Origin of the sequence: Lawsonibacter sp. JLR.KK007 (assembly GCF_036941135.1) — a bacterium.
Taxonomy (GTDB): domain Bacteria; phylum Bacillota; class Clostridia; order Oscillospirales; family Oscillospiraceae; genus Lawsonibacter.
Map to the genome: position 1 here is coordinate 402,821 of NZ_JAYWSY010000001.1, position 16,138 is coordinate 418,958.

The window sequence follows — 16,138 nt, forward strand, 5'->3', positions numbered from 1 at the left end:
CACCTACAGTCTTTGTTATTCTGGTGTATCAGAAGCATCTGTGGCCGCAATCAGCCGGTCAAAGTCGCTCTGGTAGAGCTGGTCCTGGATAATGCGGTATTGCTCAAATTCACTCTCAGCAAAGGCTTTCGCAATAGCGGCTGTCACTTTCCCCTTGTCCCGCAAGACCTCTTCTCCGTTGAACTGTAAAAAAGCATCCAGCTTGGCCGCCCAGTCAGCCATAGTCATTGGGATATGCCGCCTCGCCTGCCGGGTGGCGTAGTCCAAATACATGGTGACGATCTCATTCAACTCCTGCACTTCCTCTTGGAAGAGGTAGTTTTTTGCGACAGACACATCAGCCTTTACGATCTTGCCGTTCGGAGCGTTTTTCCAGGAGGTCAGGCCCATATACGGCTTGGTATGGTCGGCACGGTCCATAATGACCTCCGCCGCTGTGCTGCCGTGGGCCGCATAGTGCATTTTGTTCTGGACAGTGGCAAAGAAATCCCTCGTAATTCTGCTGTCCAGGGAATAGTCAACCGCCGTGGCGTAGATGTCGGTAATTTTTTGGTAGAAGCGCCGCTCGCTTGCCCTGATTTCCTGAATCTCGGAGATCAGGTGGTCGAAATAATCCTGATCGAAGATTTGTCCGTTGATCAGCCGGGGCTTATCCAGCACATACCCCTGCTTCGTGAACGTCTCCAGTACCTTGGTGGCCCACTGGCGGAACTGTGTGGCCCGCTGGGAGTTGACCCGGTAGCCCACGGCGATGATGGCGGGCAGGGAGTAGAACTTATAGCGGTACGTTTTTCCGTCATCCGCAGTTTGTGCAAAAAATGCACAAACTGAATTTTCGTCCAACTCACCATCCGTAAATATCTTTTTGAGATGCTTAGTGACTACGCTGCGGTCTATGTCAAAGAGCTGGCCAATGGCTTTCTGTGTCAACCATACATTCTCGTCCTGCACTCTTACCTCGATACCGTTTTCTTTCGCATCTTTGGTAAAAACCAGAAAATCAACGGTACTATTGCGGATTTGAAGTTTTTTACCTTCACCCATGTCGCTGTCCTCACAATGTGTTTTCAAATTTCTATCCTATTATAGCAAAACGGCTCTCGATTTACAAGGTATCCAAAACAGAAGCAGACGGGCCCCAGTCCATCGACACGGGGCCCGCCCTGGGAGCGAAAATATTCTCCTTGCTGCACCACCCTACTGGAACAGCCTTTCCAGCAAAGCGTAAAAATCCTCACCCATGATCCGATAGGCGCTGCCATGAGCCGAATTTGTTACCCGGTCATCAATGAGGTAGCAGATACCGTCATCCATAAACACTAGATGCCGGGCCATATCCGGGTGCATGATCAAATCCTCTTGAACTTTATACTCCACGATGATCTCAAAACCGTCTGTGAAGTCGTAATCAGGGATTTGCTCCATTGGCACACGCTCTCCGCTGTCTATGGCGGAAAGAATTTTGAGCATCAAGTCCTCGTCGGTGACCTCTGCAATACCTGCGTTCTCGCTGGCGGCAGCTTCCGCCGAACCTGTCACCTCAACCGCGCCCACGTTGGCGTTACCCACGATTTTCACCACGGACAGCCGCTCCGGCAGCTCCACCGTACCCGGCTCCGCCTGGGCATAGTTGGGCTGGATGAAGAACAGGGTGGGGTTATAGTCCACCACCTGTGTTTCACAGCGGATGTGCTTCCCGCCCAGGACAATGCGGGGGCTGGGGGGATTCTCCGCACTGGTCTGCACGCAGTACAGGGAACCGCTGTATCCTGTGCGCTCCAGGCGGAGGTTCAGCGTGGTCCCAAGCAGGCCGGAATCCGTTCCGAAGCTCGTAGAGGGCGACTGGCCTCCATCGGGGACATAGAACAGGTAGTAGTATTCGTGTCCGGCCCCAAGCTCGTTGGAATAGTCATACCGCAGGGCATAGGCCCGGTCAGAGCGGACCTCCAGACTGTCCAGCCAGTCGTGTACCGCCTCGCGCACCGTCTCCGATACCTGTTCCTGGTCGTACTCGTCAAAGGTAGCTTCCCGCAGGGTACTGGGGCCACCAGCGGATTGGAACGCTGTGAGGCCAAACACTGCCAGCGCAATCAGCGCCACCGGAACTACGATAATGGCAATCAGGATTTTACTCAATGTCCTATCCTGCCGCCGCAGGGGTGGGGTGTGGCGCATCTCTGCTCCATCAAGGGGAGTCGCGCACTTGGGACACACGTTCCAGTCCGGCTCCACCGGGAACGAGCAGTTGGGACAGGCGGGACGTAGCTTTGCTCCGCAGTGAGGGCAGATGACATATTGTTCTGTAACGGGTTCGGCACACTGAGGGCACTGCAAATCAGGAGAGTTCCCCCGCACCAGCAGGTAGATGATAAACCCGATCAGAGCGGGGGCCACCACAGCAATCAGCGTCCATGCCATAGCGTTCATCCCCCGGCGTTTGGCATCTCGGTAGACATACACGCCAATCATGACGGGAATGGTCAGCAGCGCGACCAGAACCACCAGACTAAATATTACTGTTCTCATAGACAGGGCCATAACTCGCCCCTCCTTTCTGTGTATAGACAATAGCGATTACACCGCTGCCCATCATAGAGGCCACGGCCAGGCCAATCCCAACCAGGGTCAGCGCGGGAACGGTGTTCCAGCACAGCAGGCCCAACAGAATGAATACCACCTCAAACAGCGCCCCGGCCACTGCCAGCAGTACGGTGCGCCGCCGCTCCGTTCTCTTTTCCAGCTCCCGCCGCAGAATGTTCTCATTCAGGACGGGAGGAGTAAACCGCTCAAAATCAAAGGTCTGCTTCATCGGCAAGCACCTCCCTCAATAATTTTCGGGCCTTGTTCAGCCGGGATTTTGCCGTCCCCACAGGGATATGCAAGATTTGGGCGGCGGAAGCCAGGTCTTCCCCCTGGAAATAGAACAGCACCACCGCCAGCCGCAGCTTCTCCGGCAGTTTATCCACCGCCTCGTACAAGGGGGCATAGTCTTTTTCCTCCGGAGCGGGAATGGAGGCCAGCAGCCGGTCTTTCTCGTCTCCGTTGGAGAAGTCCAGCAGCGGGCTCTTTGCTAACCGCCGCAGGGTACTTCGATAGGTGTTCACGCAGATGCGGGTGAGCCACGGCTCAAATTCCCGGCTGGGGTCATATTTGGAGATGTGCTTGACTACCCTCAGCCAAGTCTCCTGGTACAGATCGTCTGCGTCGTAGGGGCTGGAACACAGAGAACGGCACAACCCATAAAGCCGCCGGCCATATTGCTGTATGTACTGGTCAATCAACCGCCTCACCCCCTTTGCTATGATATACTTTTCTGCCAGGTAAAAGGTTCACTCTTTATCAAAAAATTTTCAGACGGCTTGATTAAGCGCCCTGTCCCTCATTATATAAGAAATCCATCCATACACAAGGAGGTATCCAAGTCTGAACAACCAAGAAAAAAGCAGTCTGTCCCAAGCGGCCAGCACTGCGCAAACCATTCATGGAGCAATCAAGACCGGCAAGGCCATCGCCGCAGCTGCCAAGGGCGCGGCGGTGGGCGGACCCTATGGAGCCGCCGCAGGGCTGGCCCTGGGAGCGGGACGGCACGCCGGCAAGCTCCTTGCGGCTGTCGCGGTCCTGCTCATGCTCCCGGTGCTGTTTATCCTCATGCTGCCCTCGCTGATTTTCGGCGGCCTGATCAGCAGCGGTAATTCTGGTCAGCCCATTCTCAACGACAACGCCGCCATCATTCAGAATACCAACGATATTGCTTTTGCTGTCAATGAGATTCTGGGCGAGGGCATTACCGACGCAGAGGCCCGGATCGCCCAGGACTTTGCCGCGACAAGCGGCGACAACTATGAGATCATCAACCCCTACGCCAGCGACATGACCAGCAACACCAACTCCTTTATCGCCCAATACTGCGCCGCCAAGGGGGAGAACTGGGATACCATCTCTCTGGCGGATATGCAGGCTATACTCCGGCAGGGCAAGAGCAGCCTCTATTCCTACACCCGCACCAGCGAGACCCGGACGGTGGAGGACGACGACCCGGACACCGAGGACGTGGTGGAGACACGGGAGGAAACCTGGTACATCTACACCCTCTCCTACAACGGCGAGGGTTATTTTGCCGATACGGTGTTCCATTTGACAGACGATCAGAAAGCACTGGCGGGGGACTATGCCCAGAACCTCAGTCTGTTCCTGGGCGATGGGATGTTCCAGTACACGGAGTATGGCGGCAATACGATTGCATCCCTGGGGAACGTCCGCTTTACCGACGGCGCAACCGAAGTCGTCTACTTCAACCAACTGGATGAACGCTGGGCCAACAAGCCCTATGGCACAGACAATATCGGCGGCTATGGCTGCGGACCCACCTCCATGTCCATTGTGGTGTCCTCCCTGACAAATGACATCGTTGACCCGGTTGAAATGGCACAGTGGGCCTATGAGAACGGCGGCTGGTGCAGCAAGAGCGGTTCCTACCACTCCCTGATTCCCAATGCGGCCAAGGCGTGGGGGCTGAACGTGGAGGGCTGTACCGCCTCGGAACCGCAGCGCATTGTGGACGCGCTTTCGGAGGGTAAGCTGGTGGTCGCTATCATGCTGAAGGGGCATTTTACCAGCGGCGGACATTTTATCGTGCTCCGGGGTGTGCAGGACGGGAAAATCCTGGTGGCTGACCCAGCCAGTTACAACCGCAGTCAAAAGCTGTGGGATCTGTCTATTATACTCAATGAGGCCAGCAATCGAGCGGGAGCGGGAGGCCCGTTCTGGATCATTGGGGGCTAAAAAATGTGGTACAGGCTCCCCTGTACCACACTTTTTACTTTGGCTGATAATCCGTGTTGTCCTGCCGGCAGTCCAGCACCGCATCCAGATAGACAGTATCACCGGAAACGGAAAAGATTACTTTATACCATTTACTGAACAGGGCCTTTCGATAGGCTCCGTCAGGCAGGTTGTAATCCGTTTCTGCCGGGAACTGAAATGGATTTTGCTCCAGTGTGTCAAGCACTTTTGCAAATTCAGCAGTCATCCGCTTTGCCGCCGACACACGAACTTGGGCCAAAAATCTGGCATGACGTATCAGCATTTCATCGGCCCGTCTGGATACGATGACCGTATATTTACTCACCGGCCTCGACCTCCGCAATGGCTTGCTCCATATCCCGCAGGACGTCCCGCGCGTTGCGGCCTTTGTAACCATTCAGACGGTCTGACTGTGCCTCCAACAGATCGGCATAGACAGCGTTGCTGGAGTCCAGCGACAAAGACAACGGCACCGACTTCTCCCTTACAATTTGTTTCAACAGCATGGTAAATACTCCGGACATTGTGAGTCCGACTTCAGACAGTATTTCTTCTGCCTGCATCTTGAGTATGGAATCCAGCCGGGTAGACCAGTTGGAATCTCCTGGCATCATAAATCACCAACCTTTCTATCTTATTGTACTGCAAAGTATTTGCGTTGTCAATACAAACCCGTTGCTTTTGGAGCAGGCGGCCCGTTCTGGATCGTTGGACGCAGTTAGGGCCATACCTTGCACATTTGGCGGGTATGGCCCTATTTCAAAGACTTTATGATTCCCAGTACTGCGCAACCTTTTCCTCCGCAGTTTGAGGCAGCAGTTCAAATTGCTTTACCAGCTTTTGAGCGACAGCCGCCTTATCCGCCGTAAATTCTTTCAACGTGAGGACCAGCGCACGGATGCCTTCCTCACGCCCTTCCTGCCGGGCATCCTGAACCAAATTGTACTCATGGATCTCTGTTACCCGCTTCTGATCAAACAAAGTCACCATAATGTCCAGCACCTCCTTCTGACGTGATGCCAAAAACGGCATCAAAATGTTCTCTTCGCAACAAATCCGCAGGGTTTCCTCTACTGCTTTCATTGTATAACCGTACTGTTTCCTCTGTTCATCGGCCACCTCACAGAAACGGATATACTGGTCTACAATGCTTCCTGTTCCAGTTTCCCGCAGGACCTTGATCTCTATTTCTGCTCCTCCAAGTCCATCATACATATCGGACAGGCGAAGAATCTCCGGCAGCTGACGCGGTGCTCCTGTATAAACCATATACAACTCTGGGCGGGGGATAGTGACCGGTTTACTTCCGTACAGATCCAGCTTCTGTTCCTCTACATATTCTTTATATGTTGCGGCCAGGTACAGGAGCATCCGCAGGGTAATGTTGACAGAGAATTTAGATTGAGATTCTACCAGCAAAATTAACTTGTCCCGCACCTGAAACCCGAGATCGTTGGTCATTCCGTTGGTAAGAACGTGTTCCAACGTGACCAGCTTGCAGTCTGCCTCGGTCACATCTGAGTCCTCTGGGTGAAGGGTGAGATAGAGACGGCGGGTGTTCTCCGGCTGGCGAAAAATGAAACTAAATACGCTATCCTTTGCTGTATATTTCATGTCTGCCATATCACGCCTCTCCTCTCCACTGTTTTCAACTCCATTATACTCATTTTTCAGGTCATTTACAAGCCTTTTATGAGATTGGAAAGGTTTGTAATCTTCCTGAAGGATGCTGACAGTTTGTTCAAATATACTTTTATAGATGGGAGACAACCAAACTATGAATTCATCCACTAAGCAACTCTACTTGTTCTTGGTCGCCTGCTCCGGCAACTGGCGAAACAGCATCTACATCAAGTGCCAGGAGGAAAAGGACGCTCCTGGTTATCTGCTGGCGGCAGACCGGGACGGCCAGCCGGTCATTCTGGCCATCCAGCAGTTCTACCGGCTGACGGGAGTGTGGATCGACCCCGCCGAGTGCTGCGGCCAGCTCACCGAGGCGGGCTTTGAATCACTGTACGCCCAGTACCTGCTCTGGCGGTGTTCTTCAGCGGAAGGGCATCCCTTGCGGCAGCTTTGTGCAGCCAATATGGAAACAGCGCCGTGACCCTGCATCTGAAAGGTTACGGCGCTGTTCCCCGTTTTCGGCGGCGAAATGGCAACGGCAAAAATCCAGACGGTCAAGGGTTCAGAGTGGATTTTTCGCGCCCTGTGTGAAAAAATACTACTCGGCCTTGACGGTCTGGAAAGGCGAACCGGACATAGAACGGGGATTGTTTTCAGTTGGTGGATGTGCTATATTTTACGAAAATGCTGATAGCAAAAAAGTTGAGGGATTATCATGTTAGACATACCCAAAATTCAAGCTGTTTGTCGAAAAGCGAGCCATTGGGATTTATTTGGCTATCCAATTGGCGGTAATTATGTTCATATGCACTTGTTCCGGCCTGTTGTTGACCCGGAAGAACTGGAACTATGGGAAGAACTCATAGGTTTCACGCTCCCAGAGGATTATCGTTGTTATTTAACTTGTTTAGGTAATGGAGGGGCTGGGCCTTATTATGGGGTAAATCCTTTTCCTTTTCTGCTAACAGACGAATATCAAAAAGAAAGTATATATACTTGGGGGCAGGAACAGCGATTTCACGATTTGGCAAAACGACGGTATAAATACGAACTCCAAAATACATTCGTACTGTATGAAAAATATTGCAGTCGCACCACCGAAACAGAACAAATGGATTACAATTCATTTGAGGAAATGCTTTGGAACAAAGAAGAACATGAAGTTTATGAAGTTTTATATGAACATGGTTTGCTTAGTGTGGCAGATGTAGGGTGCGGCGGAGAGATTGGGTTGTTGCTGAACGGTTCTCACCGAGGATATGTGCGTGGAATTAGTCGAGAGGGATACTTTTGCGAATTGGCTCCAGACTTTTCTTTAGCACAGGAAATGAGAAACTGGAAACCCTTTGCATCGTATTTTATGCAGTATGTAAGAAAAACGCAAGAATTTTGTGATAATCTTCCATCGGATCTAAAACGGCAGGCCCTTTGGGAAAGGGAACTTGTTTTGGCTTTTCAAATGGCAATTGATTGTCAGGATTGGAAAGAGGTTTTTCGTTTATTAAAAAGTACAAATCCTAAAGTGTTGTCAGAAAAAACCACTTTTTTCTTCAAGTATCATCAAAAAGCAGTACAACAAGGATTATCGGAGATACCCTTGGCGATAGATTTTTATCGTGAAATTGAAAAATGCCGCAAATGGAATTATGAACGGTATCACGGTTTTTATGATGCGAGGACAAAGAAAGTCATGCGGGATGGGTATGACACGCATTGGAGTTTAGCACTTCCTACTTTTCAGCAATTTTTCCAGAGTTATGTGGATATGGAAGAAGATAAGTATTGACCAGCAAAATGACGGTGAAGAATATTACCAACCGTCATTTTGCCATATCCCGCTGCGCCCCGTCCGTTACCGCTCCATATCCTGCGCCCTGCGGGGCTGCTGCTCCCGCTGTTCCTGCCGCAAGATGCTGTAAACGCTCCTGCGGATTTGCTCGGCTTCTTTCACTTCTTTATCAGCGTAAGATAGTAACATTGTTGAAAAAGGTATTGATAACACAGCGCCGCAACTCTGCATACACAGGGCTGCGGTGCTGTTTTGTGTAAGGGAGCGGAGCTGTGTGTTCTTGTCCGGAAGACTGAACCTCGCAGGAATACACCGCTCTCAATACTTTTGGGGATCATACTGCCCTTCCGGGGCTAGCTGACCCGTGGAGGTCCACTGGTACATCCGCCACTGCCAGCTTGGCGCATGGAAGCCGGAGGCCAGAAGTTCAGAGGGCAGCGTGTAGGGGTACTGCCAGACACTGCGCTTGTGGGCGGCGGTCACAGAAAAATTGTAGAGCGAGACGGTTTCCGGATAAGTGGGCGTCGCCTCCCAGAACAGGAAGCCTTCTGTGGGGCCGATAACGTCCTCCGGCAGAGAGAAGTTGGCGTAATAGCAGGGTGTTCCAGCGTTGTCTGTATCGAACCAGAAATCCAGTGGCATGGTGTAAGCATTCCCGGCGCTGTCCTGCCATTTCAGCACCCCATCCGGTACGGTGGTGCGGACGGTGACGCCCTGGTAGTCCTGGGCGACCTGGATTCCCTCCATATAGCCGCCGGACGCCTCATTGGGGTTCCAGTGCAGATAGGCCAGATAGACTGTGCGGAAGCCGTATTTCTCGTCCCGCACCGGGACTTCCACGGTGACAATGCTGGGTATCCCGTCTGGAAGGTCGCTTTCGTCATTGCGATACCCCTCTTTTTTCGCTCCGTAGGCCCCTTCAAACCGGGCCAACTCACTGTCATCCAATCGGCTCAGAATGTCCTCCGGGAATCCCAGCTCCAGCAGCTGGGTACGGAGGGCGGAATCGCTGGCCGTTGTACCATATACCGGCGTCTGGACGCCGGCGGGCAGCCGGGAGAACAGCAGGGGCAGAGCGGCGATGATCAGGAGGTGGAGGCCCAGCCATACCTCCAGGGCCATTCCGCTGGATACGGCCACGGGAGCGGGTTTCATGGCATAGCCCGCCTGATCCAGACATTTACTGATCTTGCGCAGGTTCACCAGCAGAGCAATCCATACAATCAGGACCGGCCCCACCAACAGCCAGCCCTCCAGTCCAATAAGGGCCATAGGAATCAGCAGGGTCTCCAGAATGACAAGCCCTCCAGCGGCAGCGGTGCGAGGCTTCTGTCCGGCCTGACGGAACACCCCCTTCAATCCCTGCCACAGTCCGCCGACCGCAAAGACCAGAACCAACTGGATCAGGACTGTCCGCAGCGCATAGTAGAGGGGCACTGGGCCGGTGGTGGTGTTCCACTCCTGACCGATTAGGCCCGCAAGCCAATGATCCAAAGGTGTCGCCTGGAACAACATAGCGGTCAGGCGCAGCACGGCGTACAGAGTGGCACAGGCATAGGCGAACCGGAATCCACTGTTCTCCCGCCGCAGGGGGGCCAGGCCCAGCCACAGCAACGCCGCCCCCACCGCCGGCAGAATGGTGTCCAGGCCAAAAAAGTTGAGAGTGATGGTAATGAGCGCCAGCCCCCAGCAAATCTGGCCGATGGGCTTTTTCCACGGACAGGGCGGCTTCAGCTCGGACAGCTCCGGCGGCAGCTGGGCGGAGCCTTTATAGAGCAGACGGTCAAATTCATCCATGGAATACACCTCCCAGTTCCGACTGTAAATGCTTGCGGACGCGGTACAGCTTCCCCTCCACTGCCCGGACGGTCATGCCCGATTCGGCTGCGATCTGGGCGGTGGGCTGGTAGTAGTAATATTTGCGCAGGAACAGCTCCCGGTCCCTGCGGCCCAGCCGCTCCACCGCCGCCCACAGAGCCCGCGCCGCCTCCGCTTTTAGAAGGGACTGCTCTGGGCCGTCGGCGGCGTCCGGCATGGCCTCGTCCAGTGTGCCGCTCTCTCTGCGGCGCTCATTTCCTCGGCGGCGGTTGAGGGCAGCGTTTCGGGCCAGATGGGTGAGCCAGGTGGTCAGGGCGGCCCGGCCCAGGTCGAAGGCATCGATGGAGTCCCACACCCGAAGCAGCACATCGGACAGGCACTCCTCCCGGTCCCGCTCGTCAGGGAGGATGGGGGCGATAATGTACCGAAGCAGAGGGGTGTACGCCGTCTGGAATTGCTCCATCGCCCCATTCTGCCGGTTTTGCAGGGCGTGAACCAGCCGCGTATCCTCCACGATGTCTCCCTCCTTTTTCTTCGTATGTCCTACTATACACCGGAGACGGCAAAATCCCACAAAACTTTTTTGCAAAATTAAGAGCACAGAAAAACCTGCCCGCTCTCAATGGAAGACGGGCAGGCATCCAGTGTGGAACTATTCTGCTATTAAGCCAGATGGGATTTTATATCATTGTTTCTCCCCATATTCACAAATTATGGCGGCAATCTGGTCAAATATCTCCCGGTCGGTGTGATAGCTGAATGTGCCGTATGGCTGATCCCACACATCGACATGAACCTCGCAATCCTTGCCCACGTTGTAGAGTATGACATTTGCGACAGTTACATTGTCTTTTACCAGATCCAGAACGATTGAGCCCTCAAGCCCCTCCACCGATGTATCTTGGGGCAAAAAGGGGATATAGCTCAGTAGGTTACCCAGTTCCGCCCGGTAGGTCGCATCGTTTAGCACATCCATGACGACGTTGGTCAGGGTAGCACCGGAAGCATTGTTCAGCCACCAGATGTCGAGTTCAGGGGAACCGCTTTGAAAGGTAGTGTAGGTGTAGGTACCCTTCACTCGATCCGGTTCAGTCACGCCGCTCACCCAGTCCCAGTTTCGGGGGATGAAGGTGTAGCACAGACAGAACACAACCACAGCAGCTAACAGGAACAGAACACAGACGGTTCTAATGTTCTTTTTCCGCCGGAGTTGATCCTGACGCCGCTTGTACCGTTCCCACAGTTCCCCGTCCTTCTCTGCGGGCATGGAGATGGGAACGCGCATTTTCCGCAGTTCCTCCCGGCAAATGGGGCAGTCTTTCAAATGCTCCCGCACCAGTTGCGTGGTTTCCTCACTGGCTGCTCCGTCCTCATATAGAGGTAGCAAATCGTGGATGACACCACATTCAACCTCATATTTCATGTTCCGTTTCCTCCATTTGTGTCGTAATCTGTACCCTTGCCCGGTAGAAGGTCACCCGCGCCCAGTTGGCGCTTTTACCGAACAGCCGCCCAATCTTCTCAAAGGGCAGTTCTCCGAACACTCGCAGGGTGAATACTTCTTTGTAGGGTTCCGCCATGCTGTGGAGGAATTGGTGGATGGCAAACGCTCGCTCCTCGTCCTCCACCTGCTCCTCGATACGCACTCCCTCCGGCAACTCTTGGGGCAGTTCCTCCTGAGAGATGGTGCGCTTCTGGGCGCGGCAGTGGTCGTAGAACCCGTTTCGGGCAATGGTGAACAACCAAGAGCGGATGTCCTTGGAGCCATCGAATTTCTCAAACGCCTTGAGCGCCTTGAAAAACGTTTCTTGGGTAATCTCCTCCGCCAGTGGTCCGTCTTGGGTCAGTCCCAGGGTGAAGCGGTACACATCCCGGAAATACCGCCGGTAGGCATCCTCAAATTCCATGGCCGTTCACCTCCTTCTGCCATATTAACGTACAAGAGGGGAAAACGTTACAGACTTTTTTCATAGGGGGCGTGTTTTTGCCTGCCCGCTTTCTATGGGAGGCGGACAGGCATCTACTACAGGAGATTATGAGGAATAAGACTCCTATAATTTTTGGATTGAATACATTTCATCATATAATTCAAGCCTTTGTAAAATCGTATCCATAATCTGCTTGGTGCAGGGCATATCTTGACTCATAATCCTGATTCCACCACTGGTAGGATAATTCTCACCAGCTGCGTAGCGATTATCTATACTGATTATTAGATCTGATGCAGTGTGAAATCCAATGTATCGTGAAAACTCCCACGGATACAAAGTCTCTTGACCATTTATATCAAACAAATTGAATTTCTTAAATCCACTGAACCAGCACTCTTCAAAAGAAAATTCTTTTTCCAAGACGTTCAAAAAGTCAATAAGTGCAGTATGTCCTGGAGTTGCCCATTCTTGTGGGTATTTTACATAAAATTCAACTTTATGGCATTCATATGCCTCTGGGGAATAAGACTCTGCAAGATATTTGAAGGTCTTATTATTAAGTTTGGTGCTGTGGCTGGTTGCACTATAAAACATATATGAAAATGCAAAGTAAAATAGCAGACTGGAGAATGTGTCGCTGGTATAAGCAACAAAGTGGCCGTTCCTTTTGATAATTTGATCAGGAATTGTAGTGCTAGGAGAAAAGCCCCAGCCTTCTCCTGAGAACTGTGAGAGAGCAAAATGCCAATACGGTGGTTCGCTTGGTGATTCTTTTATTTCTTGTCCTCTGGTGGATCTATCTAATAAATCTTCAATCTCGTCCGCTGCGCCACAGGCCATTCTCCCATAGAATCTTGACATTTCATAAGTTAAGTACTCTGAAAAAAGTCCACCATCTGCTGTCCCCATTTCTTGCAAATACATTTTGTATGAGGCAGGCAGTGGCGTTCCGTATATTTGCATAACTAATTTTTCCAAATAGCGTATGTCTTTATCTGAATCTGGTTTTATTTTTTTGACCCACTCTGGATTAAAAACAGAGATACAATGTTTAATCTTTTGGAACAGTTCTTCCGCCGAGTTTGGAGGACAAGTAAATAATGGACGCAAACTATACCGCATTATTTTCACCACACTTTTCAATTATTCTCCTCGCACCACTTCGCAATCTCCCCAATCAGCTCCAGCGGGAGCGGCTTGCTGTAGGGGAGTTGGATCGTGCCCTTGCTGGTCTTGTACTCTGTCAGCCGGGCGGCAAACGCCTCCACCGCCTCCGGGCCGGGGTACAAGCCGATGTGCCGCTTGGACGCCGCAAACTGGATCAGGTTCCGGCCCTTCCAGTAGGTGGGCATACTCCAGGAGATTTTTTCTTTGGCCTCCGGGATGCTGGCCTTGATGGCGGCGTTCACCTGCCGCAGATAGTCCTGCGCCTCCTCCGGCTGGGCGGCGATATACTCCTCAATCGTTGCCGGGGGCTTCCCGCAGTAGTGGCTTTGCTCCGTATTTTTGAATGACCGCCCGCACTTGGGACATACCCACATGGCTGAATCCCCCTTTTTGTTATTTCTTACATCCTACTGGCAGTTTTGAACGCATCAGATTTTAGATAGGCAAGCGCTTTCTGATAATCAAAGTCAAATCTTTTTAATGCCTTGTAGCTGAACAACAGTCCAGCATGACTTTCTTTGCTCAGTTTTCTAACCGCCACAAGCATATTATCTTTCTGCCTATCCACCTTGCTCCTCCTGACATAACAATGCGGCCCCTGCACTTACTTACGCAGTATCTTCTCCATTGGCTTCCCCTTCGCCAGCTCGTCGATCAGTTTGTCCAGGTATCGGATTTCCCGCATGAGTGGATCTTCGACCTCCTCCACCCGGACGCCGCAGACAACACCCTTAATCAGCGCTCGGTTCGGGTTGGGCTGAGGTGCGTTGCGGAAAAAGTCCCCATAGCAGACGGCAGCGGAGCGGGATGTCTCCAGCTGCTCCGGACTGTACCCGGTCAGCCAGCAGATGACTTCATCCACCTCGGCCTTTGTCCGCCCCTTCCTGGCGGCCTTGTCCAGCAGAAGCCCGTAGACCTTCCCAAAATCCATCTGAAATACTTTGTCGTTGTTCATACGTCCACGCTCCTGCCGATAATATAGTATTCTATCACACCCTATATCGTTTCGCAATGAGCCAGCCTGAACCTTGTTTGGGCTGGCTCTTTTATTGTTTACAGAAAGTTCACAAAATCGAGGGCCCATTTCCTGATTTCGAGGGGCGTATTGAAGTGAGAGTTGAAAACCGGACAAGCCCAGCACATTCCCACAATCGAATATGGTTCCCCGCACAGAAAGCGGCTGTTATCAGCTGCTTTTGGGGACCTTATGCCTCTGCGGCGGCTCTCGTCCATATCACAAATTTATAAAAGAAAGAAGGTATCTCTATGAAACGCATCAACATCAAATGTCCCTACTGCGGCTCTCAGGCATTCCTGCGGCCCGCATCGGTGGTGCATAAGCACACCGCCCCCGGCGAGGAGGTCTATGTCTGCGCCCGTTTCCCTGCCTGCGACGCCTATGTGTCCGCTCACCGGGACAGCCACCTGCCTATGGGGACGCTGGCGGACAAGTTGCTGCGGCAGAAGCGGCGTCAGGCCCACATCGCTTTGACCCGGCTCTGGGAGCAGGGCCTGATGACCCGCAAGGAAGCCTACCGCTGGCTCCAGGTACAGCTGGGTCTGCCGGAGAGTGAGGCCCACATTGGGCGCTTCTCGGCGTACCGCTGTGAGCAGGTCATCGACCTGTGCGGCCGTTTCGTCAGGGCCGGCGGACACAAGGGGGTGGCGGCATGAACAGGCGGGATCAGCTGATCGCGGACCATCTGAACTGTGTCCGTTGGGTCATTCACAGCTTCATCCATGTCAATGAAAATGTCTGCGGCCTGGAGTATGACGATCTGTACCAAGAGGGCTGCATCGCCCTCTGGCGGGCGGCGGAGACCTTTGACGAACAGCAGGGGGCCCAGTTCCACTCCTATGCGATCTCGGTCATCCACAACCACCTGTTGGACTACTGCCGGAAGGTCCAGAGCCGGACCGCTGCAGCGGTGCCTCTGGAGGATGTCGAGACGGTTCGGAGCATTGCGCCAGCCTGGGACGGCGACAGCAGCCTGTTCGTGGAGCAGGTGCTGGAGTACGGCAAGCGGACATACAGCGGCGTGGCAAAGCTGGGTGTGGAGGCGCTGGAGCTGAAGATTGCTGGGTACAGCGGGACGGATATTGCCAAGCTCTACGGCGTTCAGCCCAACCATGTGGGGGCATGGATCTCCCGGGCAGCCCAGAAGCTGAAAAAAGATATGTTTCTTGTTGAAAATAGCGGCACAAATCCGTAAAAGAAAGTATCACAAAAATTTGGGGAGGTTTCTTGATGAATACTCATACTTACTATACCGCGGTGGGCCACTTCCGCCGCAAGACCAACGCCCTGGACCAGAGCTACCCGGTCATCATCATCAACCAGCAGGAATACTGCGTGGATATTCAGGAGATGGCCCTATGGACCGCCCTCAACTGGCGGCTGCTGGACTTTTCCCAGATCGAGGCGGAGTATAACAAGCTGGACCAGGACTGCATCATCCCCGCCCGCCGGACGCTGGAGGACTGCCTGGGCCGCCTCTGCACCCGTGGACTGGTGGCCTCCGGGACAGGCGAGACAGGCTTTGAGGCGTTGTACGATCTCCTAGGCGGGCTGTATGTGACCCCGCTGTCCGCGAGCCTGCCCCTGCGGCTGGCAACATTCCTGAAGCTGACTGTGTTAAAGGGCGTATCTATCTCCAAGGCGCGGGAGCTGTTCCGGCGGGACCGGCCCAACAAGCAGGAGGCCCAGGTGATGGCCCTGTCCCGTCAGGCCCTGCTGTCTACCGCCGAGCTGGTCAAGTGCGCGGAGGTGGGGGCCAAGGACATCTCCACCGATGAAAAGCTGATGGACGCCCTCTACAATGACAACGACACCACCAGCGACAACATCGTGGACATGATGCTGACGGCTGAGAGCCGGGAGCGGGTCACGGTGGCAATCGCCAATCTGTACCTACGCAAGCAGATCATCTTCCAGCGGGTTTGACAAATTTCGACCGCAAAGCCACAGAAAATGTGCTATTCTGCAACCATCTAAAAACAACATGGA

21 protein-coding genes are annotated in these 16,138 nt (G+C 53.2%); 6 read left to right on the forward strand and 15 right to left on the reverse strand.

Features of this window, described 5'->3' with window-relative positions:
- Nucleotides 1-15: 15 nt before the first annotated feature.
- The 4 genes from VV088_RS02305 to VV088_RS02320 all read right to left on the reverse strand — a co-directional run bounded on the left by VV088_RS02305 (nucleotide 16) and on the right by VV088_RS02320 (nucleotide 3,290).
- Nucleotides 16-1,044 (reverse strand): virulence RhuM family protein, encoded by a 1,029-nt coding sequence (locus tag VV088_RS02305; protein ID WP_334599186.1) that lies wholly within the window; start codon nucleotides 1,042-1,044, stop codon nucleotides 16-18.
- 153 nt (nucleotides 1,045-1,197) lie between these two features.
- Nucleotides 1,198-2,538: a zinc ribbon domain-containing protein gene (locus tag VV088_RS02310; protein WP_334599187.1), complete on the reverse strand. Its 1,341-nt coding sequence runs from the start codon at nucleotides 2,536-2,538 to the stop codon at nucleotides 1,198-1,200.
- Nucleotides 2,507-2,809: a hypothetical protein gene (locus tag VV088_RS02315; protein WP_334599188.1), complete on the reverse strand. Its 303-nt coding sequence runs from the start codon at nucleotides 2,807-2,809 to the stop codon at nucleotides 2,507-2,509. Before VV088_RS02315 ends, VV088_RS02310 begins: the two co-directional genes overlap by 32 nt.
- Complete coding sequence (locus tag VV088_RS02320; protein WP_334599189.1) at nucleotides 2,793-3,290, reverse strand: RNA polymerase sigma factor; 498 nt, start codon at nucleotides 3,288-3,290, stop codon at nucleotides 2,793-2,795. Before VV088_RS02320 ends, VV088_RS02315 begins: the two co-directional genes overlap by 17 nt.
- A gap of 244 nt (nucleotides 3,291-3,534) precedes the next feature.
- On the opposite strand from VV088_RS02320, the gene VV088_RS02325 reads away from it, so the two are divergent.
- Complete coding sequence (locus VV088_RS02325) at nucleotides 3,535-4,782, forward strand: C39 family peptidase (protein WP_334599190.1); 1,248 nt, start codon at nucleotides 3,535-3,537, stop codon at nucleotides 4,780-4,782.
- Nucleotides 4,783-4,816: 34 nt separating this feature from the next.
- Here VV088_RS02325 and VV088_RS02330 read toward each other — a convergent pair whose 3' ends face one another.
- The 3 genes from VV088_RS02330 to VV088_RS02340 form a co-directional block, all read right to left on the reverse strand.
- Complete coding sequence (locus VV088_RS02330) at nucleotides 4,817-5,128, reverse strand: type II toxin-antitoxin system RelE/ParE family toxin (RefSeq protein ID WP_334599191.1); 312 nt, start codon at nucleotides 5,126-5,128, stop codon at nucleotides 4,817-4,819.
- Nucleotides 5,121-5,417, reverse strand: a complete 297-nt coding sequence (locus tag VV088_RS02335; protein ID WP_334599192.1) for a type II toxin-antitoxin system RelB/DinJ family antitoxin — start codon at nucleotides 5,415-5,417, stop codon at nucleotides 5,121-5,123. The genes VV088_RS02330 and VV088_RS02335 overlap by 8 nt, the downstream gene beginning before the upstream one ends.
- Before the next feature lie 154 nt (nucleotides 5,418-5,571).
- Nucleotides 5,572-6,426, reverse strand: a complete 855-nt coding sequence (locus VV088_RS02340; RefSeq protein WP_334599193.1) for a hypothetical protein — start codon at nucleotides 6,424-6,426, stop codon at nucleotides 5,572-5,574.
- 154 nt (nucleotides 6,427-6,580) lie between these two features.
- Between VV088_RS02340 and VV088_RS02345 the strand changes: the two genes are divergently transcribed.
- On the forward strand, nucleotides 6,581-6,907 hold the full coding sequence (locus VV088_RS02345; protein ID WP_334599194.1) for a hypothetical protein: 327 nt from the start codon (nucleotides 6,581-6,583) through the stop codon (nucleotides 6,905-6,907).
- Between the two features lie 234 nt (nucleotides 6,908-7,141).
- Entirely contained in the window at nucleotides 7,142-8,212 is a 1,071-nt protein-coding gene (locus VV088_RS02350) for an SMI1/KNR4 family protein (protein ID WP_334599195.1), read from the forward strand.
- A 321-nt stretch (nucleotides 8,213-8,533) separates the two neighbouring features.
- Here the strand turns inward: VV088_RS02350 and VV088_RS02355 are convergent, their stop codons facing one another.
- From VV088_RS02355 to VV088_RS02390, 8 genes are all read right to left on the reverse strand, one after another.
- The gene (locus tag VV088_RS02355; RefSeq protein WP_334599196.1) at nucleotides 8,534-10,012 is read right to left on the reverse strand and encodes a hypothetical protein; all 1,479 of its coding nucleotides are present in this window, start codon (nucleotides 10,010-10,012) and stop codon (nucleotides 8,534-8,536) included.
- Nucleotides 10,005-10,547 (reverse strand): RNA polymerase sigma factor, encoded by a 543-nt coding sequence (locus VV088_RS02360; protein ID WP_334599197.1) that lies wholly within the window; start codon nucleotides 10,545-10,547, stop codon nucleotides 10,005-10,007. The genes VV088_RS02355 and VV088_RS02360 overlap by 8 nt, the downstream gene beginning before the upstream one ends.
- A gap of 171 nt (nucleotides 10,548-10,718) precedes the next feature.
- Nucleotides 10,719-11,456, reverse strand: coding sequence for a zf-HC2 domain-containing protein (locus VV088_RS02365; RefSeq protein WP_334599198.1), 738 nt, complete (start codon nucleotides 11,454-11,456; stop codon nucleotides 10,719-10,721).
- Entirely contained in the window at nucleotides 11,446-11,940 is a 495-nt protein-coding gene (locus VV088_RS02370) for an RNA polymerase sigma factor (RefSeq protein ID WP_334599199.1), read from the reverse strand. Before VV088_RS02370 ends, VV088_RS02365 begins: the two co-directional genes overlap by 11 nt.
- 144 nt (nucleotides 11,941-12,084) lie before the next feature.
- On the reverse strand, nucleotides 12,085-13,107 hold the full coding sequence (locus tag VV088_RS02375) for a hypothetical protein (protein ID WP_334599200.1): 1,023 nt from the start codon (nucleotides 13,105-13,107) through the stop codon (nucleotides 12,085-12,087).
- A complete protein-coding gene (locus VV088_RS02380) occupies nucleotides 13,104-13,505 on the reverse strand; it encodes an iron chaperone (RefSeq protein ID WP_334599201.1) in 402 nt (133 codons plus the stop codon). The genes VV088_RS02375 and VV088_RS02380 overlap by 4 nt, the downstream gene beginning before the upstream one ends.
- 26 nt (nucleotides 13,506-13,531) lie before the next feature.
- Nucleotides 13,532-13,699 carry a hypothetical protein gene (locus VV088_RS02385; RefSeq protein ID WP_334599202.1) on the reverse strand — a complete coding sequence of 56 codons (168 nt, stop codon included), beginning with the start codon at nucleotides 13,697-13,699 and terminating at the stop codon, nucleotides 13,532-13,534.
- A gap of 36 nt (nucleotides 13,700-13,735) precedes the next feature.
- Nucleotides 13,736-14,086, reverse strand: a complete 351-nt coding sequence (locus VV088_RS02390; protein WP_334599203.1) for a DUF2200 domain-containing protein — start codon at nucleotides 14,084-14,086, stop codon at nucleotides 13,736-13,738.
- A gap of 311 nt (nucleotides 14,087-14,397) precedes the next feature.
- On the opposite strand from VV088_RS02390, the gene VV088_RS02395 reads away from it, so the two are divergent.
- From VV088_RS02395 to VV088_RS02405, 3 genes are read left to right on the forward strand one after another with little or no spacing between them, the layout of a single operon-like run.
- Complete coding sequence (locus VV088_RS02395; RefSeq protein ID WP_334599204.1) at nucleotides 14,398-14,805, forward strand: zinc-finger-containing protein; 408 nt, start codon at nucleotides 14,398-14,400, stop codon at nucleotides 14,803-14,805.
- On the forward strand, nucleotides 14,802-15,344 hold the full coding sequence (locus VV088_RS02400) for a sigma-70 family RNA polymerase sigma factor (RefSeq protein WP_334599205.1): 543 nt from the start codon (nucleotides 14,802-14,804) through the stop codon (nucleotides 15,342-15,344). Before VV088_RS02395 ends, VV088_RS02400 begins: the two co-directional genes overlap by 4 nt.
- Before the next feature lie 35 nt (nucleotides 15,345-15,379).
- Complete coding sequence (locus tag VV088_RS02405) at nucleotides 15,380-16,075, forward strand: hypothetical protein (protein ID WP_334599206.1); 696 nt, start codon at nucleotides 15,380-15,382, stop codon at nucleotides 16,073-16,075.
- Nucleotides 16,076-16,138: the final 63 nt, after the last annotated feature.

Coding starts and splice junctions, on each gene's coding strand:
- VV088_RS02305 (WP_334599186.1), bottom strand. CDS start 1,044: ATGGGTGAAGGTAAAAAACTTCAAATCCGCAATAGTACCGTTGATTTT.
- VV088_RS02310 (WP_334599187.1), bottom strand. CDS start 2,538: ATGGCCCTGTCTATGAGAACAGTAATATTTAGTCTGGTGGTTCTGGTC.
- VV088_RS02315 (WP_334599188.1), bottom strand. CDS start 2,809: ATGAAGCAGACCTTTGATTTTGAGCGGTTTACTCCTCCCGTCCTGAAT.
- VV088_RS02335 (WP_334599192.1), bottom strand. CDS start 5,417: ATGATGCCAGGAGATTCCAACTGGTCTACCCGGCTGGATTCCATACTC.
- VV088_RS02340 (WP_334599193.1), bottom strand. CDS start 6,426: ATGGCAGACATGAAATATACAGCAAAGGATAGCGTATTTAGTTTCATT.
- VV088_RS02345 (WP_334599194.1), top strand. CDS start 6,581: ATGAATTCATCCACTAAGCAACTCTACTTGTTCTTGGTCGCCTGCTCC.
- VV088_RS02350 (WP_334599195.1), top strand. CDS start 7,142: ATGTTAGACATACCCAAAATTCAAGCTGTTTGTCGAAAAGCGAGCCAT.
- VV088_RS02355 (WP_334599196.1), bottom strand. CDS start 10,012: ATGGATGAATTTGACCGTCTGCTCTATAAAGGCTCCGCCCAGCTGCCG.
- VV088_RS02365 (WP_334599198.1), bottom strand. CDS start 11,456: ATGAAATATGAGGTTGAATGTGGTGTCATCCACGATTTGCTACCTCTA.
- VV088_RS02370 (WP_334599199.1), bottom strand. CDS start 11,940: ATGGAATTTGAGGATGCCTACCGGCGGTATTTCCGGGATGTGTACCGC.
- VV088_RS02380 (WP_334599201.1), bottom strand. CDS start 13,505: ATGTGGGTATGTCCCAAGTGCGGGCGGTCATTCAAAAATACGGAGCAA.
- VV088_RS02390 (WP_334599203.1), bottom strand. CDS start 14,086: ATGAACAACGACAAAGTATTTCAGATGGATTTTGGGAAGGTCTACGGG.
- VV088_RS02395 (WP_334599204.1), top strand. CDS start 14,398: ATGAAACGCATCAACATCAAATGTCCCTACTGCGGCTCTCAGGCATTC.
- VV088_RS02400 (WP_334599205.1), top strand. CDS start 14,802: ATGAACAGGCGGGATCAGCTGATCGCGGACCATCTGAACTGTGTCCGT.
- VV088_RS02405 (WP_334599206.1), top strand. CDS start 15,380: ATGAATACTCATACTTACTATACCGCGGTGGGCCACTTCCGCCGCAAG.